This is a genomic window from Streptomyces sp. CNT360 (assembly GCF_000424785.1).
Genome location: NZ_AUKO01000002.1, coordinates 130267 through 153388, shown reverse-complemented (window position 1 = coordinate 153388; position 23122 = coordinate 130267). Strand labels below are relative to the sequence as shown.

Sequence of the window (23122 nt, the reverse complement as noted above, 5' to 3'; positions counted from 1 at the left end):
TCCTGGCGTGGGTGCTGTTGTGCCGACGTTGCCGCAGCTTGAGACGCAGGCTGCGGAAGGGCACCGGGACGATGCCGTCGCCGCCTTGATGTGCCTTGTCCGCCCAGCGCTTCACCTCCGCGTCGCGGGGGCGTAGTCACCGGCAGTCCCCATGTCGTGGCGAGTGCCGGGAACGGTGGGTGAGGCCCACAGCAGTCGACCTGCCGCATCGGCGGTGACCTGACACTCCGAGCCGGGCTCGTCGGACATGGCGGCGCCGACCCGGCTGAGAGCTGCCGCGGAGCTGCGCACCGGCCGGTGACCGGTCGGTGCGGACCCGGTCTACCGGTTCGCGGCTTCGCGAGAGGCGATCCGGTTCGTGCGACCGACCGCGCGGCCCACCGCGTTGCGCACCGCGAGGCCCGGCCGGGTGCGGGGCACCAGGAGCCTGGAGAGGAGACCGACGCGTCGCTGCCGCGGGCCTACCTCACGGCGGAGACGCGACTCGTAGGCGGCGAAGGCGCGGGCGTGATCACCGGGATGGGCGGCGAGCTCTTCTGCGAGGGCGTAGGCACCCGCCATCGCCATGCTGGACCCGTCACCCAGCAGGGCCGTCGCCGCCGCCGCGTCCCCGAGCAGTACGACCCGTCCGCGGGACCACGAGGGCACCCGGACGGTGGTCAGGGGGTCGAAGAACGGAGCCGGGTGGTCGACGAAGGCTGCCACGAGTTCCGGTGCCCGCCACCGCACGTCGGCGTAGGCGTCGGCCACGGTCTGCTTGTGAAGGGCGATGTTCTTGCGGTCGTGGGGCGCCAGCTGTGCGGCCCGGAAGGTGAAGATCGCGAGCGGGGTGGTCCGGGAGGGGTGGAGGACCAGCATCCGGTTCGGAACGGTCAGCATCGTCATCTCGGTCGGGTCCTCGATGGCGTCGGGTTCCAGCGGGACGGTCGCGCCGTACAGGCCCAGGTCGCTCCCGAACTGCCGCTCGGGCCCGAATATCATGCGCCGTACGGCGGAGTGCATCCCGTCGGCACCGACTACCAAGTCGAAGCGCCGTGGCGCGGACCGCCGGAAGGTGACGTCCACCCCGCCTTCATCCTGGTCGAGAGCGGTGACCGTGTCGTCGAACAAGAACTCGGCCTCGGTCTGCGCCGACCGGTGGAGCACCTCGGACAGGTCGGCCCGGGTCACCTCGACCGTCGGTGCGTTGTCCGAGGTGAGCGGGGATTGCAGGATTCGCCTGCCGCCGGGGTCGAGCAGGGTCAGCGACCGATTGCGGGTGGCGAGCTCGCGGAGCTGCGGGAGGATGCCCATGCGCTCGGCGACCGGGATCGCGGGCCCCTTCACGACGATCGCGCTACCACCGGAGCGCAGCTGCCGGGCGTGTTCGACGACTGTCGGCCGGTATCCATTCCGGGAGAGCCAGTACGCGAGTGCGGGCCCTGCGATTCCGGCACCGACTATCAGCACCTCGGGCTTCTTCATGACGATGACCTCTCCGAGTGTCGATGACCAGGTCTCCGGCGAGTGCCGGGCCGGGTCCAAGGGAACGGCGGCACGGGGCGGTGCAACCGGACCAAGGTACGATCGATTTCGTACCTCAGAGAAGCACGCCCTTCAGGTACGATGCAAGTCGTACTTGAAGGAGGTGCCGCGTGGCCGGGAGGATCCTGGACGGCCCGGAGGCCGATGCGCTCGATCTGGGTGCGGTGTTCCGTGCCCTCGCCGACGAGCACCGTCGTTCGGTGATGACGGAGTTGGCCACCGACCGCAGCGACAGCGAGCGGGGCTGCAACTCGTTCGATCTTCCGATCTCGAAGCAGACCCAGACCCACCACTTCCGGGTCCTGCGCGAGGCAGGTCTCATCGACGAGATCGACTACGGCAACCGCAAGGGCATCCGACTACGACGCGCGGACATCGAGAGAAGACTCCCCGGGCTCCTCGCGCTCCTGGGAGCAGGGCCCCCGACCGATACCGCTCCTCGCTGAGCACAGCTGAGCAAAACGGAGGAGAGTCCGATTCGGCACTGAGCCGCGAGCTCGACCGAATCCAGCTCGTGCCCGGCTCGCAGGCAGCCGGGCACGACGCGGGCGCGAAGGGGGCCGGTGTCGCTTCGACCACCGTCCCGCGCTCGTGATCGGCGTCGAGCACTTCCGCGCGCGCCCCCTGACGCCACCACCTACCGAGGTTTCCTCAACCTGCGTGCGGGGCGGGGCCACCGGGTGAGGGCGGGGTCCGGGCGTGGAGAAGCTCCCGGTAGACGGGTGCGTGTCGAGTCCAAGTCATCCTGCCAGGAGCTTCCGCGTGCTCGTCCACCCAGCCGGGGTCGATCTGCCCACCTCCGCTCTGCGCTTCCTCGTCCGTGAGCTGACCGCACGTCGTCTGGCACAAGGGACACGATGGCGCCGGCTGGCCGCAGGACGGCAGGCGCTGCTCGTGCTGGCTCATCCACGATGCGGCCATACCTACGCCCGGCTCGCGTGCACGACGCCACCGCCGACATCGCGCGGCGTTCCCCCGCTCTCTTCGTGGAAGCCGAGGCGATGGTGGCGCAGAGGGCCGGGTGCCGGGGCCCTTACCGTCGTCGGTCGCCGGCACCGCTCCTCCGGGTTCGGCGCACACGTCGGCCCCGTCGCGCATGCGGTCATGCACCACGTGCGTACGCCGGTCCTGGTGGTACCGCACACCTGAGCCGCCGGCCGACCGGCGCCGGGCGCGTGGGTGCTGAGTACTGCCATGGACGCGTTCTCGGCGTGGTCCCGCACGGCCCAGTTGTACGGGTCCGGGCCAGGTACGGCACGGTGCGTCACCTGGGCGCAGGGGCGTCTGCCGGGAGCCGGCCGACGTCCCGTCTCCCATCGAGCGCCCGGGTGACCCCGTCGGGACAGTTGCGGTACGCGAGCCCCGCGATGCGAGGGCTCGCGGTGCTGCCGCTCCGGTGCGGGCGAGCGAGGAGATGATCCGGTCGTCCGCTACGTCACGCGCCCTACCGGGCGAACCGGATCGCGAAGTCGCTTTGCTTCGCCTCGTGTTGCGGGAAGCCGCCGTAGTCCTCGGGAGTGAGGGAGTAGCCGCCGTGGCCGGCCGGTTTCTTGCCGGTGGTCGGCAGCACGCACGCCGTCCCGGCGTCGCTCTCCCCGGGCGCGCCGACGGCCAGATCGCTGGTGCCGTCGCCGTCCGCGTCGAGCAGGTGTACGGCGTCCCCGAACCGGTCCCCTTCCTTGGGCGCCGCGGCATCCTTGGAGCCCTTCGCGTTCGCGCCCTTGGGACCCTCGGCGTCCTTCGCATCGTCGACTGCGGACCTGTCGACCAACTGCGCTCCGCGACCGGTCAGTCCCTTGGGGCCGCCCCTGAGGAGCGTCACGGCACCCGCGGCCGGCCCGTCCTTCTTGCCCGGACGGGCCTGGTCCGGGGTGCCGACTGCGACATCGGCGTAACCGTCGCCATCCACGTCCCCGGCGGCGAGCGCGTCCCCGAACAGCTCCTCGTCGGCCTTCTTCCCCGGTACGCCGTCGGTGTCCTGGTCGATCTCGGTGTGCCGTCCGTCGTCCGGCTCGGGCCCCTTGTCGGATCCGTAGAAGACCTCGACAGGTCCGTCGACGCCGCTGTCCGGCGCGGCTCCCTCGGGATGCCTGCGTGCTATCAGGTCGGCGTGGCCGTCGTTGTCGACGTCACCGACAGCGGCGTCGGAGGCCAGACCGGGGAGTGCCGACTTGTCGGGCTTCTCGAAGCCGTCCCCGCTCCCGGCGCTGTAGGCGGAGACCTTCCCGCCGCCTCCGGTGTCGTCCTCGTACTCGTGGACGCTCACGAGGTCGTCGACGCCGTCACCGTTGAGGTCTCCGGCCACCGTGTCGGACAGCGACGCGCCGTCCGGCAGCGACGGCCGGGGCACCTCGGCGGTTCCGGCTGCCCGGCCGTCACGGGTGAACGGCCCCTTCAGCAGCCCCTTGTCGTCACCGACCTGCACGACCAGGTCGGCGTGGCCGTCACCGTCGAAGTCGCCGCCGGTGAGCGTGTCCTTGCCGGGCTGGTCCACGCTGAAGTCGTCGGGAACCCCGTCGAGGTACGTGCCGCTGTCGGCCTTCAACCCGTCCTTGGAGCCCCAGACGACCAGGGCGCCGTTGTGCGCCCCGTCCTTCTTTGGGCTGCCGTAGGTCTCCACGTCCGCGACGAGATCGGTGTAGCCGTCGCCGTCCAGGTCGCGCGTCACGACGTGCTCACCGAAGCCGACGCCGTCGCCCCTCTTGGACGGAGTGCCGGTGACCTCCTGACCGATCAGCTGACGCCGGCCGCTTCTGCCCGCGTCGTCGGAGCCGTAGGTCACGGCCAGGACGTCCGCGAAATCGCTGAGGGCCACCAGGTCGGCCTTCCCGTCGTTGTCGAAGTCGGCCGGCGGTGCTGTTCCGGCGGGCCCGGTCGAGGGACTGTGCCCTGCGGCCGGGTCGTCTCCCGGGCCGGCCACGCGGTCCCAGGCCACCGGTGCCGCGGCGACGACGGCCACGGTCGCTGCGACGGCAACGGCGATACGGCCGTTCCGCTTGCGGAGGGGATGTTGGCGGAGGCCAATTCGCTCGGTCACACGTTCTCCAGTAGCGCGCTGGCGGTTGTTGCGGGGAAGCTCCGGACCGGAACCGTACTCCCCACACATTCCTTTCCCGTCTCTGACTGCTCCCCGGCCCCTCGCGGTTGCAGACATGCCACGACTGCTTCCGGGGGCAGGGGTTCCGTTTCAGGAGAGCCCCGGTGCCCGGCCGCGTGTCGGGCCCGGAGACGACGGACGCCGGGCGGCGGACGACGCCTCCTGCTCCTGCTGTGGGCAAAAGACGACAGCGGTGCCCGCAGCGGCCTCGGCCGGTACGAAGACGGCGCCGGATGGCGTCTCCCGCACGGGAAGTCCGTTGTGGCGCAGCAGGTCGCGGGTGCGGGCGAGGTCGCGGACGGCGACGGTGCAGCTGACGAGGGCCGGGAGGGCGGCGGGCCGTTCGCCCGGCAGAAGCGTCGCCAGAGCTGAGCTCGGCACGAGTGCCAGGGCGGCGCCGTCGAGGTCGAAGATCTGCGTGCGCCCTGCCTGCCGCGCCGACCGCCCCAGGTAGGTCTCGTAACGGCGCCGGAGTGCGGGTAGGTCCGGGTCGGCGACGCAGAGCATCGCCTCGACCAGTTCGGTGGCACCGTTGGGGTGTTCGAGGTGGCGGGCGCCCTGGATGTCCGGATCCAGGGCCGCGACAACACCCACGCGCCCCTCCGCGGTCGTGCCCGGCCGGTTACCGGGCTCGTCACCGTCGATCTCCAGGTAACGAACCGTCTCCGTCGGGACGTTCGCGCCCCGGGGAGCGGCCCGCCGCACCGTGTTGACCCCGCCGTGTCGAACGCCGTCGCCGGTCAGTCGAGCGGCTGCCTTCTCGATGGCGGGTGAGGAGAACATGAGGATGTGCAGACCTTGGAAGCGGGCCAGACACGCGGCCAGGTTCGAGCTGGTCTCACCGATGCGTTCGACGAGCAGGGGAAGGGCTTCGGCCGGTGCTTCCAGAGGAACGAGATGCGTGCCGACGGGCAGACTCCCGGCGTCACCCTCGTCCACCCGGGCGGCGAGTTCGAGGAAGGAACCCGGGAAATCCGCATGGGTGTTGGCGGCACCGAAGGGCACGGGATCCGCCCCTTCGCCTCGGGGCAGCGCCGGACAACTGGGTGGTGGCACGACGAACCCCAGCCGCTCGTACACGCTGACTGCCTGGGCCATGTCCTCGACGACATGACCGACGTGGTGGATCCCCGTGATGTCGTGTCCCATGGCCGTCATCGTAGGGAGCGCCGGTCAGGCACTCGGCGTACGGCCGGATGTACGGCGGGCTGAGTCCGTGACGTCCGGCTCGAAACCCGGGACAGGTGACCGGGGACACCATCGGGAGATGCGACCGGAGGCGGTCATCGACCGGTTCCCGCAGTGCGGGTTCACCCGTCGGTGCATCGTTGTGCTCACCTCCGCCCTACCGGCGCTGCGCCGCACCCCCGCTGCGGCGCAGCGGGAACATGAGGAAGGAGGAGGTGCTGAGTGGATGGCTGAGCACGACATGAGCATGGAACGGCTGCTGGCGGCGGTGGAGCAGGCGCCACCGGTCGACTCCGTACCGGTGGTGGCCGCCTTGGTGGCCGAGCAGCTCCAGGCTCGGGACGTGTGTTTCCTGATCACCGATATCGGCGGAGACACGGTGTGGCGGCTTCCGGCTGTACCGGGCGACTGGACGGGCAGACAGGATCCGGAGCCGCTGGCCGGCACGGTCTACGACGAGGTGGTGCGCTCTCAGCAACTCCGGGTGACCGGGGCCGTCGCCCACGGCGGAGACGCGGTCGGTGCGTCCCGGGTGATCGCCCCGGTGACCAGCCGGGGGGACGCGATCGGCGTGCTGGAGCTGTTCATGCCCGACCCGCCGAGCGCGGTGGAGAAGAAGTACATCGCGCAGGCGGCGCACGCGTTGGCCTATGTCGTGACGGCCAACCGCCGCTTCACCGACCTGTACGAGTGGTGCCGCCGCAGCGAAACCCCGACCCTCGCCGCAGAGATCCAGCAGAACCTGCTGCCGAACGCCCTGACGGTGGAGGCCGGGCAGGCCACCGTCGCCGGCGCGCTGGAACCGGCCACTCAGGTCGCCGGCGACACCTTCGATTTCAGCCTGGACGAGAACACTCTGCACGTCTCCGTCAGCGACGCCATGGGTCACAGCGAGGACGCCGCCTTGCTGGCCACGCTCCTCATCGGCGCCTTGCGCCAGACCCGTCGTGCACGCGCCACCCTGGCCGACCAGGCCCACGCAGCCCATCTGGCTCTGGTCGAGCACGGCCGGGACGCAACCGCCACCGGTGTGCTGCTACGCGTCGACCTGACCACCGGCCGCGCCCAGATGGTCAACGCCGGCCACCCCTGGCCGCTACGGCTGCGCCACGGCCGGGTTCATGAGGTCGAACCCGAGGTCGACCTGCCCTTCGGCGCTCCCTGGAGCGGCGACTACCAGGTGCAGGAGCTGGACCTGGAGCCAGGGGACCGGCTGCTGCTCTACACCGACGGCATGACCGAACGCAACACCCCCACCCTCGATCTGTCCACCCTGCTGGAGCGGGACACCCACCTGCACCCCCGCGAGGTGGTCCGCTTCCTCACCCGCGCCCTGCGGGAGGCCACAGGCGGGCACATCATCGACGACGCCTCCGTCGTCTGCGTGGACTGGCACGGCCCGGGCTCCAGCCGGCGCACCAGCCGATCAGGGGCCGACACCCGCAGCGGCCGGTAGCAACCGGCGCGCCCTGGCCACCGTGCCGACGAGACGGGCTTCATCCATCGCGATGCCGGAGTGCGCGGTGATCAGGGCGGGTGCGTCGTCGGCGCCGTCGCCGGCCACCCGTGAGCCGACCTCGGCAGGGGGTGCGTGAGACGATGCGGCGGTGGTGGTCGCCCGAGGCGTCCATGGGGGCGCAGAGATCGGCGCATCGAGCCGTTGGCGCCGGGCCTCCGGGCGCTCCTCGGGCCGTCCTCCCCGCGACCTTGACGAGCACACGAAAGGCTGTAACTGATGGCTAAGGCTACCGCGCGTCACATTCTGGTTCCGTCCGAGGACAAGGCGAACGCGCTGAAGTCGGAGATCGAAGGCGGAGCCGACTTCGCCGAGCTCGCCAAGGCGAACTCCACGTGTCCTTCCGGTCGCCAGGGTGGCGACCTGGGCTCGTTCGGGCCCGGACAGATGGTCCCCGAGTTCGACAGCGTCGTCTTCTCGGGCCCCGTCAACGTCGTCCAGGGGCCGGTGAAGACCCAGTTCGGGTACCACCTCATCGAGGTGACCGATCTCCAGAACTGACGCGGCGCCACCTTCGCGGGGGGCCGGCTCGGCCCCCCGCGCGGTGCTGCCTCACCCCGGACGGCTCGGCCCCGGGACCGTCGATGTCCCCGGCGCCCGCGTCGCCGCCCAGCCTTCATGCCCCGGCCGAACCGCAGACGCGTACGACACGCTCGGGCACATCCGGGCCTTCTCGTCGGGTGCACGCTACGGCGCAGGCAGGTGCGAGTGAGCGCCCCGCGGCCCCTCTTGTGCCCCGGGGCATCGGCATCTCCTGCGCGGCCGGACGTCGGCACGTGGCGTGGGGATGCGGACGGCGCGGGGCGGAGTGTCGCTAGGTGAACGAACGGGCGGGGACGACCGTGGGCAGCCGGTCATGCGGATCGTCGAAGACGTGGGCGCGCAGGCCGAAGCTCTCCTTGAGCATCGATGAAGTAACGACCTCGGCCGGGGTGCCTTCGGCCGTGATCGCACCGTCCTTCATGACCACCAGGTGGTCGCTGTAGCGGGCCGCCAGGCTCAGGTCGTGCAGCACCATGACGATGGTGCGTCCGGTCTCCCGGCACAGACGGACGACGAGTTCGAGGACCTCCACCGCGTGGGCGATGTCCAGATGGTTGGTGGGCTCGTCCAGCAGCAGCAGATCGGTCTGCTGGGCCAGCGCCATCGCTATCCAGGCCCGCTGCCGCTGGCCACCCGACAGCTCCTCCAGCGGGATCTCCGCGTAGCCGTTGACGCCTGTCGCGGCCATCGCCTCGGCGGCGAGCCTGTCGTCCTCCTCGCTCCAGCGCCGGTACCACGGCTGGTGCGGCTGCCGCCCGCGGGCCGCCAACTCACCCACGGTCATGCCCTCGGGGGCCACCGGAGACTGCGGGAGCATCGTCAGCCGGCGGGCCAGGGTGCGGGGCCGCAGGCTCTTGATCGGCTCACCCTCCAGCAGGACGTGCCCGGCGGTGGGGGTCAGCAGTCGGGCCAGGACGCGGAGCAGAGTCGACTTTCCGCAGCCGTTGGCGCCGATCACCGTGGTCACCCGGCCCCGCGGGATGTCGACCGAGAGCTGCTCGATCACCGTGTGACGACCGTAACCCGCAGTGATCTCGTGTGCGCTCATCGGGCTTGCGGCCTCTGGCGCGTTCCCGCTCGTTCGATGTGGCTCAGACACTGGTTCTCCGACGCTGTTGGTGCAAGAGGAACAGCAGGCAGGGCGCGCCGATGACCGCGGTCGGGACGCCCACGGGCAGCTCGGACGGCAACCGCTGGGAGACCGTGTCGGCGCCCAGCACGAGCAGCGCACCGCTCACGCCGCCCGCCAGCGGTGGCGGTCCCGCTGTCCCGAACACCCGCATCGCCACCTGCGGGGCGACCAGGGCGACGAAGGCGATGGGGCCCGCCACCGCCGTGGCGCCCGAGACCAGGACGACGGCGACGACCAGCGCCCAGGCCTCGGTGCGGCCCGGCCGGGTGCCCAGCGTCGGCGCCACCTCACGGCCCAGGCGCAGTGCGCCGAGGTCCTTCGCCAGTACAAGGCAGATCACGAGCCCGGCCAGTGTCAGCGGCGCCAGCAGCGTCACGTCCGGCATCCGCACCCCGGCCAGCGAGCCCGTCAGCCAGCGGGTCGCCACCTGTGCTTCCTCGATCTCGGCCCGCGTCAGCAACCACGAGACGCCCGACATGGCCAGGGCGTTGATGCCCAGCCCGACCAGCACCACCCGCAGACCGTCGAACCCGCCCCGCCACGCCAGCGCGAGGATGCACGCTGCGGTGAGGAGGCCCCCTCCGATGGCAGCCGGTACCAGCAACCCGGCAGCGCTGCCGTCCTCCGTGCGGGAGGCGATCTCCGGTCGTGTCACCAGCAGGACGGCGAAGAAGCTCGCGCCACCCGTCACCCCCAGGATGTCGGGGCTGGCCAGCGGGTTGCGGGTGACCGACTGGGTCAGGGCACCGGCGCACCCCAGCGCGCCGCCGACCAGTACGGCAGCCAGCGCGCGGGAGAGCCGGTGCTCCACGACGACGAGATGCTCCAGGCGGGTCCCCGTTCCGGTGAGTGCGGCCAGCGCGCGGTCCACCGGCAGGTCGACGGTGCCGGTGAGGACGGCCAGCGCTGTGAGGGCCAGCACCGCGGCTGTTGCGACGACGCCGGCGAGCAGGGCTCTGGTGTGCAGCACCCACCCGACCGGGCCCAGCCGCAGTCCGCGACCGGGTCGCAGCACGATGCGGGCGCGGGCAGCAGCGCGCTCGGGGGTTCTCGTGCCGTGGGACCGTCCCGCCGGCCTCCCGTTCGCGGTGTCGGGCCGCAGGCGGGTTGCCTGTTCGGACGTGGCGCGTGCTCGGGTGCGCGGTTCCGGGGTCACAGCGCCACCAGTTTCCGGCGCCGGGTGAGGAGCAGCAGCACGGGGGTTCCGATGACGGCCATCACGATCCCGGCCTGCAACTCACCCGGCCTGGCGCTGACGCGGCCCACGGTGTCGGCGGCCAGCAGCACGATTGCTCCGGTGAGGCCGGACAGCGGAACGAGCCAACGCTGGTCGTGCCCGGCCAGGGTGCGGGCCGCGTGCGGTGCGACCAGGCCGAGGAAGGCGATGGGTCCGCAGACGGCGGTGGCGGGCCCGGCGAGCAGGGTGATGGTGACGATGCCGGTGAGGCGGCTGCGGCGTACCCGGGTGCCGAGGGCACGGGCCACGTCCTGTCCGAGCCCGAGGGCGTTGAGGGAGAACGCGTTGGTGAGCGCGAGAACTGTTCCGGCGGCAAGCAAGGGGGCGACGGCGGCGGCCATTCCGTAGTCGCGGTCGGAGAGCGCGCCGACCTGCCAGAACCGCAGGACGTCGAGCGTGTGCTGGTCCAGCAGGACCAGGGCGGTGGTGAGCGCGGTGAGCAGGGCGCTCACCGCTGTCCCGGCGACGGCGAGCATGACGAGCGCTCCCCGGTTGAGGGAGCGCAGGCCGTAGAGGGCGACCAGGCAGGCGACGGTGGCAGCACCGATCAGGGCGGCGAGGACGACGGCCGGCGGCGAGGAGACCCCGAAGCCGTAGGTGAGGCAGGCGACCGCGAACGCCGCCCCCGCGTTGACGCCGAACAGGCCGGGGTCCGCGAGCGGGTTGCGGGTGTGCCCCTGCATCAGGGCTCCGGCCATGCCCAGCGCGGCGCCGACCGCGAGGCCGAGAAGGGTGCGGGGCAGCCGCTGGGTGGTGATGACGGTGGCGTCGTCCGAGTCGACATGGGTGAAGACGGCCTCGACCACGTCCCGGAAGGGGATGGTGTTGCTGCCGAACGCGAGGCTGAGCAGCGTGGCGGCGGCCACTCCGAGGGTCAGCAGCCCCGCGGCGAGGGGCATGCGCAGCCCCGGAGGACTTTTCTTCACGAGCACGTAGGTTAGCCTAACCTAAACGCGAACGGGCTTTCGGGGGCGGCTCCCTGCCGCAGCGTTGCCGAGCCCGCGCAGCACCACCGAGGAGAGAACGTTGACAACGAGGAGACGCGGGAGGTGGGCGGTGCTCGCCGCCGTCACCGCCGGTGCCCTGGCCCTGGCCGGCTGCGGCGCGGACACCGGAGACGACGCGAAGTCGGGCAGCGGGTCCCCGAAGGGCGGAAGCGATACGCGCACCATCAAGAACACCATGAACGGTGACGTCTCGGGAGTGCCCGCGCACCCCAAGCGCGTCGTGGCCCTGTGGCGTACCGGATCCGAGCTCACGGACATGGGCGTCAAGCCGGTCGCCGCGCTGGAGGGGGAGTTCCTCAAGCAGGAGCTCGACGCCAAGACCTTCGCCAGGATGAACAAGGTGCCCACGGTCGGCACCTGGGAGGGCGTCGACGTCGAGAAGGTGCTGAAGGCCGAGCCCGACCTGATCGTCGGCATGGACAACGGCGGACTCGACATCGACTACAAGGAGTTGTCCGACATCGCCCCCACGGTCATCTTCAAGATCGCGGAGCCGCCGGACGTCTGGAAGAACTACCCGAAACTCGCCGACACGGTCGGGAAGTCCACCGACTTCGCGCAGCGGAACACCGCGCTGGACAAGAGCCTGGCAGCCGTACGGAAGCGGTACGGCGACCGGGTGCGGAACGCCAAGGCCGTCGCCCTGTCCACCGAGCAGGGCTCCACCTGGGTCTCCACATCCAAGTCGCTCGCCTACGAACGCATCCGGGCGGCCGGCTTCGGCTACCTGGACCGCTACACCCACAAGCCCAAGCGGTATGTCGAGGAACTGTCCACCGAGAACATCCCGGACCTCAAGAAGGCCGACGTGATCTTCTATTCGGTGGACCTGCACGGCAGGCCCACACCGGACATGCGCAAACTCCTCGACACCGCGTCCTTCAAACGGCTCCCGGCCGCCAAGGCGGGCCACGTCCGCCCGCTCGCCTCGGGTGTCATCTACACCTTCCCCGCGGGGGACCAGCAGGTGAAGGATCTGAGGAAGGCGGCCGGCAAGTACCGGTCCGCCGGGAAGAAGAGCTCCTGATGGCCACCCGAGAGCACAAGCCCTACCCGATCGTGGTGCGGGAGCTGGAGGTCGCCGACGTCTTCGACGTCACCCCGCTGATGCGCCGCGTGGTGCTGACCGGCGAGCAGCTCGGAGCCTTCCGCAGCAACGGCTACGACATCGGCCCCTTCCGCACGGAGAACGCGGACGACCACGTGAAGATCGTCATCCTCGACGACGCGCCGCAGGTGGAGCCGCCGACGCAGGACGACGGCCACCTCGACTGGACCCCCGAGGCGATCGGCCGCGCCAGGGACTACACACCCCGTCGCTACGACCCGGAACAGCGCCGCCTGGAGCTGGACTTCGTGCGGCACGAGGGCGGGCTCGCCGCCGCGTGGGCCGAACGGGCCCGCACAGGCGACAGGTTGCACGTCGCCGGACCACGAGGCACCACCGTGCTGCCCGAGGGGATCGACTGGTACTTCCTCGCGGGGGACGAGACGGCGCTGCCCGCGATCGCGCGACGGATCGAGGAACTGCCGCCCGGCACGCCGGTCACCGCCGTCGTCGTGGTGCCCTCGGCCTCCGAGGAGCAGACCTTCGACCACAGTGCGGACCTCCACCTGACCTGGGTGCACCGTGACGCGACGGGCGGCGACGCCTCGGACGCCTTCCTGGACGCCGTGCGGGGCGCGCCCTGGCGGGAGGGGCAGGTCTACGCGTGGGCCGCTGGCGAGGCCGGCGCGCTGCGTCCCCTGCGGCGCTGGCTCAAACACGAGCAGAAGGTCGCCCCGCGCTACACGGACGTCTCCGGGTACTGGCGTGCAGGGCAGTCGCAACGGGAGAAGGGCGAGCAACTGCGTGCCCTGAAACAACGGGCCGACCTCGTCGTGCCGTACGCGCTGCGTGCCGCCGTCACCCTGGACCTGGCCGAACACGTCGCCGACGGCCGTACCACCGTTTCCTCGCTGGCCGAGGCGGCCGGTGCCACCCCGGGCGGGGTGCGCCGACTGCTGCGGGTGCTCGCGTGGGAGAAGCTCTTCACCGTGGGCGCCGACGACACGGTCGCGCTCACACCGGCGGGCACCCTCCTTCTGGAGGACTCGGCACACGACGGCCTGGACCACCGCAACGGCTACCCCCGCCTCGACGACGTGTGGCCGGGCCTGCTGCACACGCTGCGTACCGGCGAGAGCGGATTCGTCCACATCAAGGGGCACGACTTCTGGGCCGAACTGGCCTCCGATCCACGCCTCGGGTCCACCTTCGACGAGGTGCTGGGTCAGTGGGTGGCCCACTGGGCGCCGGCAGCCGTCTCCCAACTCGCGCTCACCGACGAGCACGTCGTCGATGTGGGCGGCGGCAACGGGGCTCTGCTCGGCCGGGTGCTGAAAACGTACCCGCACGCCCGGGGCACGCTCGTCGACCTGCCCAGCACCGCGGAGCGGGCGCGGACCGAGCTGGCCGAGGTGGCCGACCGGCTGAAGATCGCCGGGCAGAGCTTCTTCGAGGAACTGCCGGGCGACGGCGACGTCTATCTGATCGCCCAGGTCCTGCACGACTGGCCGGATGCCGAGGCGGCGGCCATCCTCACCCGCGTCGCCGAGGCGGCACGGGGCCGCCGTGTCGTTCTCATCGAGCGGCTGGCGGGCGTGGACGAGGAGGAGGACCACGACACCGGGTTCGACCTCCAGATGTACGCGCTTTTCGGCAGCGGTGAGCGCACCGAGGCGGACTGGACCGCACTGGCCTCCCGCGCCGGCCTGCGCACCCTGGGCACCGTGCGGCTGCACGACAACCTGTACCTGATCGAGCTGGGATCCGCCGACTGACAGGGCGTCACCGCACTCCTGCACCGCCGGATCGCCGGGGCGGGTGACCCGAGAGCCCGACAAGCGCCGAGCGCCTGATCGGGCATCAGGTCACCCGCCCCGGCCTCCTGCGCACTTCACCCTCCTGTGCCGGGCACTCGCCGCCTTGAAGCGGGAGGCCGGCACCACCGGCTGCACATGCCACCGGCAGCACACGAGATCTGACGAAATGAAACGTGTGGGCGGCAACGTGCATCGATTGCGCCAAGTTGCACGAACAGTGGGCTGGAACCGGCGATTTTACCGGTCATGTCTGGACGAGGAATGTCCCGGCGCCGTCTGCTTGTCAGAGCAGGCAGCAGCACGCCTCAGTCATCGACTCACTGCTTGAGATCGCTCAGCACCCCGCTCACGTTCAGCACTTCATGGCAACCGGAAGCCCGCTTCCCGGTAGCCGGTGTGCCGGGCTTCGCGCAGGTCACATCAGCGGTGACGGTGGCATCTTCAGGGATGCGGATGGGGGTGACCCAGTGATAGTCCTGGTTGCGGAAGGTCTCCAGCGCGATGGTGGTGATCTTCCGCTCGCCGAACTTGATCGTCACCACGCCTTCGTCGCCCTGGTAGTTGGCGACCACCATGTCGGTGAGACCGAGCACCTTCCCCTTCGGAACCTCGTACGACCCCACCTTCTGGGAGCCGCCGCCGGACTGCACATCGATGGTGGCGGAACTCTGCCGACCAGTCCCCGGGACGATGTCCGGACCGGTGATCGTCCCGCTCCCGCCTCCGCCGCCGGAGCCGTTCTGGCCCGAGCCCTCACCCTCGGCCCCACCGCCGGGCTGCTGGCCTTTCTCACCGGTGCCCGCACCGGGCGCGCCGCCGCCCTCTCCCTGCTCCCCGCCGCCCTTCGCGGCAGCGTGCTCCGTGGCCGCGTCCTTCGCGGCCTGCTTGGCCGTGCTGCGTACCGCCGGGCGGACGAGCGCGAACCAGGCGAGCAGCAGGGCGAGAAGGGCGGCAAGCAGGATCAGCAGCCACTTGGGGAGGACCGAAAGCTGGACGAACTCGCCCTCCAGCGCCTCACCTCGGCCCTGCCCCTCCTGTTCCACGGCACTCCTGGCCCCGTCGGCCTCGGCGGCCTCGGTCCCTGCGGCGCCGGTCTCGGCGGCGTCGACTCCGAAGGCCCAAGGGACCGGTCGCCCGAACCAGATGAGCTTCCGGGCCCGGACCCGCAGCCCCGACTCGGCCGACTCACCCGGCTCAAGGCGCGGCTGCCCGTTCTGGACGGCGAACCGCAGTTCCTCACCGTCCTGCGTCCCGGCCACGGCGACGGTGACCGGAACATTTCCCCGGTTCCGTACCGCCACCCGGTACCGCGCACCCAGCCAGCCGCGTCGGCGGCGGGGCTCCAGTTGTGCGCGCAGCTCGTGGAACGGCGTGATGCGTACGGTGGTCTCCGGAACCGTGACCAGGTCCGGCTGCTCGGCCGGCAGCACCCGCACCCCCAGGGGCACCTCTCCGGCACGCACCTCGGGGGAGCGCGGGGGAGCGAGCCGTACGGTGACCGTCTCCGACGTACCCGGGTACAGCGAGACCCGCTCCGGCTCGACGGTGCTCCATGCGGCACAGTCGCCCACGACCGTGAGGGCGTAGGCCTCGACGATGTCGGTGTCGTTGCGGACGGTCAGGCTGGTCGTCGCGGTGTCGCCCGGCGACACCGTCACGGCCGGCATGGCGAGTTCTGCGGATGTGGTCACGCAGCGAACGTAGGACGCCCGGTCCGCCGTAGGGGAGGGGCGGCGGGGGCAACGAGCGGGCAGGCCCGCTGCCCCCCTGGCACATCGGTGCGGTGTCCTCCGGCCGCCGCCGAACTCCCGTGTCGCGCCACAGCGGCGGGGCGCCGGCTTGCCTCCCGCATACCGGACCCGCTGGACCCACAGCACTTACCGACGATCCGCAAGAGAGCGGGTACACAGCGATGACTTCCACCGATCAGCACGGCCCCGGCACCGTGGCGGCTGCGCACCGAGCGTACCGAGGCGCCGCCTCCTGGCCCACGGCCCCGACCACCGGGACGGCTGTCCACGCGCACAAGGCCCGGATCCCGGTCGCCCTGTACGCCGAAGACGCCATCCTGCACGCCGGAGTCGTCCACCAGCTCCGCCAGCAACCGGCCGTGCAGTTACTCCCGGACGCCGAGGCGGACCAGGCCAAGGTGTCGCTCGTGGTGGTGGACACCCTGGGCGACTCCACCGTCCGGCTGCTGCGCCGGTTGCAGCGCAACACGGCGACCCGCACCGGTCTGGTCGTCGGCTCCTTCGAGGCCGGAGCCCTCCAGACGATGATCGAGTTCGGGGTGGCCGCCGTGCTGCGCCGTGCGGAGGCCGACCAGGACCGGCTGCTGCATCTGATCGCCGCGATGGCCAACGGTGAGGGGGTGCTCCCGGGAGACCTCCTGGGCAAGCTCCTCGAACACGTCAGCAGCCTGCAGCGCACGGTGCTCGACCCCCGCGGGCTGACACTGTCGACCCTGACGACCCGGGAGGCGGACATGCTCCGGCTGGTGTCGGAAGGCTTCGACACCGTGGAGATCGCGCAGAAGACGTCGTACTCGGAGCGGACGGTCAAGAACGTGCTGCACGAAGTGACGAACCGTCTGCAACTGCGCAACCGTGCGCACGCCGTGGGTTATGCCATGCGTCACGGCCTGATCTGAGCTGCGGGGCCTCGGCGGAGGCTGTGGGCCCCGGCGAGAGAAGCGTCCGGAGCCCGGAAGCCGCCGCATTGCCCGAAAGAGCACCGTGGGCTTCCCCCGGACCGGGTACTCCGGGCCTGTTCCCGCCCGCCCCGCCGGGTGAGGCTCGTCGCCTGAGACTCTCTCCCGGACTGCGAGGTGGGCCGTGACCGGCATTCTCGGCCCGGCGGGGCGCTCCCGGCGGGGCAGACTGGCGGCGGTCCTGGTGCTGTTGCTGCCCCTGCTCGTGGTCGCAGCCGCGCCGGGAGCAGGGGCAGCCTCCGCAGCTCCGGACGCACCCGCGAAGGCGGACGCGGGGCGGGTCGCCTACGCGGGGACGGAGCACCGCAGCATGGGGCGGGTGACCGGCACGGCGACGAGCGAGCCGCTCTTCGGCCCGGGACCCGCACACTTCGACCAGCAGTCCTCCGCGCGCGGCGACCTGCTGGTCTTCACCAGCCTGCGGGACAGCACCGAGCCCCAGGTCTACCTGCGCACGTCCGACGGCGCCGTGCGCAAGCTGACGACCGGCCGCGACGCCGCGAACCCCGCGCTGTCCCCGGACGGCCGTACCGTGGTGTTCGACTCGGCGGAACCGACCGCGAGCGGCACCCAGCGCGACCTGTGGCAGGTGGGCGTCGACGGCACCAGAACCCGCCGGCTCACCGACACCCCCGAGGACGAGACCCATCCGACGTTCTCCCCCGACGGCACGAGGATCGCCTACTCCTGCGATGCCGACGCCCTCCGCGGCAAGCAGATCTACACCCGCGCGGTCTCGGGAGGGGAGCCGACCCGCATCAGCGACGGGCCGGCCGGGGACGCCACCGAACCGGCGTGGAACCCTGTCGACGACCCGGCCCACCGCGACCAGGTCGCCTACACCCTCGACACGGGCGGGGACGCCGGCCCCCGGCTGAGGGTGACCAGCGGTACCGGCGCGGACGAACCGCTCCTGGCCGGTGGCCAGGCCGACTGGAAGACGCGGTCGGCGGCCTGGCTCCCGGACGGTGACCAGGTGCTGTTCCTCAGCCCGAACGAGGCCTGCGTCTGCGGCACCATCGACTACGTCTACCGGACACGGGCCGGCTCGGGTGACGCACAGGCGGTGCTGAAGGAGGACCGCGCGGTGGACTCCCCGACCTGGCTGGGCTCCGAGGGCGACGGTCAGGTCGTCGTCACCCGCACGAGTGCCTCCGCCCGCAACGTGGCGACCCTCCAGGATGCGCGGGAGGACGGATCCGACCCCCGCGACCTGGGACTCTCCCTCCTGGAGGAGGACCCGGCCGCGGACACCAACACCGACCCCGCCCTCGACCCGCTCTTCGACCCGGCAGACGGCTACGACCCCTGGACGGAACGGCAGAACTACACACCGGACGGCAGGCGGATCGTCGTCACCCGCTTCGAGAACTCCGACGCCGGGCGCATCGAACGCATCTGGCTGGCCGACGCCGACGGCTCCGACGCGCGGCCGATGCCGCTGGCGGGGCGTGCCGCCACCGACTGGGACACCGACCCCACCTTCTCGCCCGACGGCAAGCTCCTCGCCTTCACCCGGACGTCGCCCGGCGGCGCGGGAGGGGACGCGGGACCGGGCCGCATCCTCGTGGCCGACGTCGCCACCGGAAAGATCGTCGAACGGATCACCCCGCCCGCCGGGCAGGCCGACGGCGGCGACGCGCAGCCGGCCTGGTCCTCGGACGGCACCACGCTCGCGTTCACCCGCAACCAGGTGATCGACGGGGAAGGAGGCAACAAGCACATCTGGACGGCTCCCGTGAACGCGCTCGACCGGCAGCGGGACCTGAGCGCGACGATCTGTCCGGGCAACTGCCAGGTCATCGACGACAGCCCGGCCTTCTCCCCGGACGGCGAGACCGTCGCCTTCAACCGCAAGGACGGCGGTGGGCGCCTCAACGAGCGCAACGGCGTCCTCCTCACCCCGGTCGACGGGAACGGGTGCCGGGTGCTGCTGCCCGCCGGAGCCGGCGGCGACGAGGGCGCGTGCGGCCGGGAGCTGCCGGACACCACGGCAAGCGGACCCTTCCAGCCGCGCGACGTGGCGTGGTCGCCGGACGGCAGCCGGCTCATCCTCAGCTCCCGCCGGGCCGTGGCCGCCAACTCACCGGAGGGCCTCTCCGTCCTGGACCTGACGACCGGCCGCCTCGCCCCGTTCGACCACCGCCTGCCCGGCCGCCAGAAGGAGCCCAGCTACCAGCAGTCCGTCGATCTGGCGGTGAACGCCCCGGGCACGGTCCCAGCGGTGAAGGTCGGCGACAGCAGCGCGGTGACGGTCACCGTCGTCAACCACGGCCCGTCGCCCTCACCGGGCACGAGGCTCACGGTGGCGGTGCCTGTCGGGGTGCGTCTGGAGAAGCTGACGACGCCCGCGGGGGAGTGCTCCGAAGACGGCCCCGAGTGCACCCTGGGCACCCTCGCGCCCGACGAGGAAGTGCGGGTCACCGCGCGGCTGACCGGAGTCACAGCGGGGGACCGGTCGGTCGGTTGGTCCGTCTCCGGAGCGGTCGTCGACCCCAGCCCCGGTGACAACGCGGCAGACACCGTCGTCCCCGTGGAATCACGCTCACAGCCGCCCTCCACACCGACACCGACACCGACGCCGCCGCAGACCACGCCGCACCCACCGCCACCGCCCGCCCCCAAGACGCCCTCGGCAGGTCCGGGCGTCACGGTCCGGGCCCAGCCCGACCCCGGCTACGTGGGCGGCCGGGTCGTGGTGACCTACACCGTGCGCAACGGGCGGAACGCCCTGGCCACCGGGCTGCGTCTGAGGCTGGGGCTGCCCCGCCGGATCCCCGCGGGACCACTTCCTGCCGGATGCGGCGGCGGGGAGTGCGCGGTGGGTGACCTGGCACCGGGCACCTCCACCGTCGTACGCGTCGTGCTGGCACCCGACAAGGCGCTGCGGGCCACGATCACCGCTAACCTGTCGACCAGCGGCACCGACGCCGACCTTGGCGACAACCACGCCACGGAGCGGCTGCGCATCCTGCAACCCCGGATCAAGGCCGTCCCGGACATCGGCAAACCCGGCTTCGTCACCTCCGTGCGCGGCAAGGACTTCCCGCCCGGCACGCGGGTGCGGCTCAAGTGGCAGCCGGGGATCACCGCGACGGCGGCGCCGACCGTACCCGGCGCCAAGGGCACGTTCATCGCGCAGCTCCTCATCCTGTCCAAGGACCAGACGGGGCCGCGCAAGATCACTGCGAAGGGAGCCGGTTTCCGCTCCGTCTCCACGAAGTTCCTCGTGGTCAGCGGCAGCGTCGCACCCCCTGACGAGGTGGCTCGCCGGTGATCCACGAAGTCGACGAGGCGCTGCGGCTGCTGCTGACAGAGGCCGGTCTGCCGGACAGCGGCGTCGAGCTGGTCTTCGACGCGCCCACCAGCGACTGGGCCGCTCGCCGCACGGCGCCCACCATCAGCGTCTTCCTCTACGACATCCGGGAGGACGTCTCCCGCCGGAAGAGCGGCGAGAGCCAGGAGTACGACGACGACGGCGCCTTCCTCGGACGGCGTGCGATGCCGCGCTGGTTCGAGCTGACCTACCTGGTCACCGCGTGGACGAGCCGGCCGCAGGACGAGCACCGCCTTCTCTCCCAGGCGCTGCGGTGCCTCACCGGCGTCGACGTGCTGCCTCCCGAGCTGTGTACGGGCACCCTCGCCGAACTCGGGCTGGCCGTCGGGATCGAAGCGGCGGGCCGCAGCCGGCAGGGCCCCTCTGCCTCGGACGTGTGGACCGCGCTGGGCGGCGAGCTCAAGGCCTCCATCGACGTTCGGGTCTGTGCCCCCATGACCGGCGACCGGACGCCTGCGGGACCACTCGTCACCGAGGGACTCCTCCTGCGGTCGGACCCGGACCCTGGTCCGGCGGCCGAGGCCGGACAACCTGCCGGTCCCGGGCGGCGACTGCGCTATCAGGGTGCCTCGGACCCGGGTGCGGAGGGCTTCTCCTCCTCCCGCGAGCGCCGGCTGCCGACGGGCCGTCGCCGATACCGGGGGCCTCTCCGATGAGCACCGGCCTGGGGGCGCGGAACGGCAGCTCCCCCGAAACCCCTGATGCGGGCGCCGGAGACCGCACCGGTACCGAAAGCCGCGGCCCTTCCGCGGCCGTCGCCGGAAACCGGGCGGCCGTCAACGGAGCCCAGCAGGACGATCTGTGGGCCCGTCTCGCCCGCGTCGAGCAGCGCGTCCGGTCGGCGGTGGCGGCCCGCCGTGCCGACGACCCGGAGCCGGACGACCCCTACCGGGGCCAGTACCTCACACCGCAGGCCGCCGCACGGATCGTGGACTCCCCGCCCGACGCGCTGGCCGCCACGGTCCCGACGGTCGGACCGACACCTCCTGCGGCCGGGTCGAGGCTCGGTCACCTGGCCGGCGCTTTCGGACTGACACCGCTCGACACCGAGCTGCTGCTCGTGGCCATGGCACCCGACCTCGACACCCGGTTCGAATGGCTCTACGGCTACCTCAACGACGATCTGACCCGGCGCAGGCCCACCGTCGGCCTGGCGTTGGAGCTGTGCGGCCTGCCCACGGCCGGGCCCGGACGCTTCCGGCTCTCCCCGGCCGCACCGCTCGTCTCCCACGGACTCGTCGAACTCACCGAGCCCGAGCGCCCGTTGCTCACACGGGTCCTCCGGGTGCCCGACAGGCTGACGGCCCACCTGCTGGGCGACGACGAGGCCGACGGCAGGCTTCGGGGCATCGTGCGGGTGGGCGAGTCGGACGGCACCGGCGAGCCGCAGCTGATCCGCCGGGTGACGGATGCGGCCACGACCGGCAGCCGGCTGGTGTACCTGCGCGAGAGGGGCGGCGACGCGGCCGGGGCCGGGATCGACGCACTCCGGGCAGCCGGACGGCGCCCCCTCGTCCTCGACCTCGCCGGCCTCTTTGCGGACCCGTCGCCGGAACGGCTGCCGCGCACCGTGGCCTTCGAGGCGGGACTGGGGGAGAGCGGGATCGTGGCCGGGCCGATCGAGGCTCTCGAACCTCAGCGGCCCGAGCGCGCACGCCTGCTGCACGACCTCTGCGAGGCAGCCGCAGGAACGCCGCTGCTCGTGTACGGCGGCACCGGCTGGGACCCGCTGTGGTCGAGGGAGAGCCCGGTGTCGTTCGTCGTGGGGCCGCCCAGCGCCGAGCGCCGCGTCGCAGCGTGGAAGCGGGCGCTGGCCGCGGCGTCCCGCGTCACCGGTCCGGAACAGGGCGCCGATGCCGCCGCCCCCGAGGATCTCGCCGGTACCGTCACCTCCTACCGGCTGGGCGGGGAGCAGATCCGCAAGGCCGCGGCCGTCGCCGTCCGCACGGCGGCAGTGGAACGACGGCCGGTGTCCGGGCACGACGTTCGACGTGCCGTCCGCGCGCAGAACGGTGCTCGTCTCGACCAGCTCGCGCGCCGCATCGAGCCCGCTGTCGGATGGGACGACCTGGTGCTGCCGAACGAGACGCACGCCCGTATGCAGGAGCTCGTCCAGCGTGCCCGCCACCGCGAACAGGTTCTGGGTGAGTGGGGGATGCGTCCCGGCGGCGGGCGCGGGCGCGGGGTGATCGCACTCTTCGCCGGGGAGTCCGGCACGGGCAAGACCATGGCGTCGGAGGTCCTCGCGGCCGAACTCGGCATGGACCTGTACGTCGTCGACCTGTCCACCGTCGTCGACAAGTACATAGGGGAGACGGAGAAGAACCTCGAACGGATCTTCGTCGAGGCGTCGGAGGTCAACGGCGTTCTGCTCTTCGACGAGGCCGACGCCATCTTCGGCAAGCGCTCGCAGGTCAAGGACGCGCACGACCGTCACGCGAACATCGAGTCCGCCTATCTGCTCCAGCGCATGGAGTCCTTCGACGGGATCGCCGTGCTCACCACCAATCTGCGCTCCCACCTGGACGAGGCGTTCACCCGGCGTCTGGACGTCGTCGCCGAGTTCCCCATGCCCGACGTCTCGCAGCGGCTCGCGCTGTGGGAGCGCTGCCTGGGACCGCGGATCCCCCGCGAGGACGAACTCGACCTGGAGTTGTGCGCCGAGCGCTTCGAGCTGGCGGGCGGCTCCATCCGCGCGTGCGCCGTGACCGCCGCGTACGCGGTGGCGGAGTCGGGGCAGCCGCTGACCACGGCCCATCTCGTCTCGGCGGTCCTCCAGGAGTACCGCAAACTCGGCCGGCTGGTGCTGGAGAGCGAGTTCGGCCCCTGGCTGGACGGCAGCTCTCCGTCCGCCCGCGTAGGGCAGCCCGCTGCACGCACCGCTGCCCCATGTGCCCCGGAAGGCAGCAGTGTCTGCCCCGCGGCCAGGACTTTGGGGCCTACTGCGGGGCCCGCCGGCGGATGAG

General features: G+C 71.8%; 16 protein-coding genes and 2 pseudogenes. 11 read left to right on the top strand and 7 right to left on the bottom strand.

What is annotated here, in order from left to right; all coding sequences use genetic code 11:
* Positions 1-321 precede the first annotated feature (321 nt).
* On the bottom strand, positions 322-1464 hold the full coding sequence (locus H297_RS0105155; RefSeq protein WP_027736174.1) for an FAD-dependent monooxygenase: 1143 nt from the start codon (positions 1462-1464) through the stop codon (positions 322-324).
* 170 nt (positions 1465-1634) lie between these two features.
* Between H297_RS0105155 and H297_RS0105150 the strand changes: the two genes are divergently transcribed.
* The 3 genes and pseudogenes from H297_RS0105150 to H297_RS44020 all read left to right on the top strand — a co-directional run.
* Positions 1635-1970 (top strand): helix-turn-helix domain-containing protein, encoded by a 336-nt coding sequence (locus tag H297_RS0105150; RefSeq protein WP_027736173.1) that lies wholly within the window; start codon positions 1635-1637, stop codon positions 1968-1970.
* Positions 1971-2328: 358 nt separating this feature from the next.
* Positions 2329-2463: pseudogene (locus H297_RS43145) on the top strand (IS5/IS1182 family transposase); the annotation flags it as partial.
* A 90-nt stretch (positions 2464-2553) separates the two neighbouring features.
* Positions 2554-2673: pseudogene (locus H297_RS44020) on the top strand (universal stress protein); the annotation flags it as partial.
* Between the two features lie 295 nt (positions 2674-2968).
* Here H297_RS44020 and H297_RS34590 read toward each other — a convergent pair.
* Positions 2969-4561: an FG-GAP and VCBS repeat-containing protein gene (locus tag H297_RS34590; RefSeq protein ID WP_158693643.1), complete on the bottom strand. Its 1593-nt coding sequence runs from the start codon at positions 4559-4561 to the stop codon at positions 2969-2971.
* A 150-nt stretch (positions 4562-4711) separates the two neighbouring features.
* A complete protein-coding gene (locus H297_RS34585; protein ID WP_051351544.1) occupies positions 4712-5770 on the bottom strand; it encodes a VOC family protein in 1059 nt (352 codons plus the stop codon).
* Positions 5771-6035: 265 nt separating this feature from the next.
* Between H297_RS34585 and H297_RS0105135 the strand changes: the two genes are divergently transcribed.
* Positions 6036-7265: a PP2C family protein-serine/threonine phosphatase gene (locus H297_RS0105135; RefSeq protein WP_486589410.1), complete on the top strand. Its 1230-nt coding sequence runs from the start codon at positions 6036-6038 to the stop codon at positions 7263-7265.
* A 279-nt stretch (positions 7266-7544) separates the two neighbouring features.
* Positions 7545-7826 (top strand): peptidylprolyl isomerase, encoded by a 282-nt coding sequence (locus H297_RS0105125; RefSeq protein ID WP_027736171.1) that lies wholly within the window; start codon positions 7545-7547, stop codon positions 7824-7826.
* 313 nt (positions 7827-8139) lie between these two features.
* On the opposite strand, the gene H297_RS0105120 is transcribed toward H297_RS0105125, so the two are convergent.
* From H297_RS0105120 to H297_RS0105110, 3 genes are all read right to left on the bottom strand, one after another.
* Positions 8140-8916 carry an ABC transporter ATP-binding protein gene (locus H297_RS0105120; RefSeq protein ID WP_078513754.1) on the bottom strand — a complete coding sequence of 259 codons (777 nt, stop codon included), beginning with the start codon at positions 8914-8916 and terminating at the stop codon, positions 8140-8142.
* Between the two features lie 43 nt (positions 8917-8959).
* On the bottom strand, positions 8960-9970 hold the full coding sequence (locus H297_RS0105115) for an iron ABC transporter permease (RefSeq protein WP_199787149.1): 1011 nt from the start codon (positions 9968-9970) through the stop codon (positions 8960-8962).
* Between the two features lie 182 nt (positions 9971-10152).
* Positions 10153-11169 (bottom strand): iron ABC transporter permease, encoded by a 1017-nt coding sequence (locus tag H297_RS0105110; RefSeq protein WP_199787148.1) that lies wholly within the window; start codon positions 11167-11169, stop codon positions 10153-10155.
* Between the two features lie 94 nt (positions 11170-11263).
* Between H297_RS0105110 and H297_RS0105105 the strand changes: the two genes are divergently transcribed.
* Together H297_RS0105105 and H297_RS0105100 are read left to right on the top strand one after the other, a co-directional pair.
* Entirely contained in the window at positions 11264-12271 is a 1008-nt protein-coding gene (locus tag H297_RS0105105; protein WP_027736167.1) for an ABC transporter substrate-binding protein, read from the top strand.
* Complete coding sequence (locus H297_RS0105100; RefSeq protein WP_027736166.1) at positions 12271-14067, top strand: siderophore-interacting protein; 1797 nt, start codon at positions 12271-12273, stop codon at positions 14065-14067. Before H297_RS0105105 ends, H297_RS0105100 begins: the two co-directional genes overlap by 1 nt.
* 359 nt (positions 14068-14426) lie before the next feature.
* Here the strand turns inward: H297_RS0105100 and H297_RS0105095 are convergent, their stop codons facing one another.
* Entirely contained in the window at positions 14427-15776 is a 1350-nt protein-coding gene (locus H297_RS0105095; RefSeq protein WP_027736165.1) for a hypothetical protein, read from the bottom strand.
* 245 nt (positions 15777-16021) lie between these two features.
* Here H297_RS0105095 and H297_RS0105090 point away from each other — a divergent pair, with 245 nt between their 5' ends.
* The 4 genes from H297_RS0105090 to H297_RS34580 all read left to right on the top strand — a co-directional run bounded on the left by H297_RS0105090 (position 16022) and on the right by H297_RS34580 (position 23121).
* A complete protein-coding gene (locus H297_RS0105090) occupies positions 16022-16759 on the top strand; it encodes a LuxR C-terminal-related transcriptional regulator (RefSeq protein ID WP_027736164.1) in 738 nt (245 codons plus the stop codon).
* A gap of 184 nt (positions 16760-16943) precedes the next feature.
* Positions 16944-20096 (top strand): DUF11 domain-containing protein, encoded by a 3153-nt coding sequence (locus tag H297_RS0105085; RefSeq protein ID WP_037792977.1) that lies wholly within the window; start codon positions 16944-16946, stop codon positions 20094-20096.
* Positions 20093-20812, top strand: coding sequence for a Pvc16 family protein (locus H297_RS0105080; protein ID WP_027736162.1), 720 nt, complete (start codon positions 20093-20095; stop codon positions 20810-20812). The genes H297_RS0105085 and H297_RS0105080 overlap by 4 nt, the downstream gene beginning before the upstream one ends.
* Entirely contained in the window at positions 20809-23121 is a 2313-nt protein-coding gene (locus H297_RS34580) for an AAA family ATPase (RefSeq protein WP_078513753.1), read from the top strand. The genes H297_RS0105080 and H297_RS34580 overlap by 4 nt, the downstream gene beginning before the upstream one ends.
* The last annotated feature ends 1 nt before the right edge of the window (position 23122 follow it).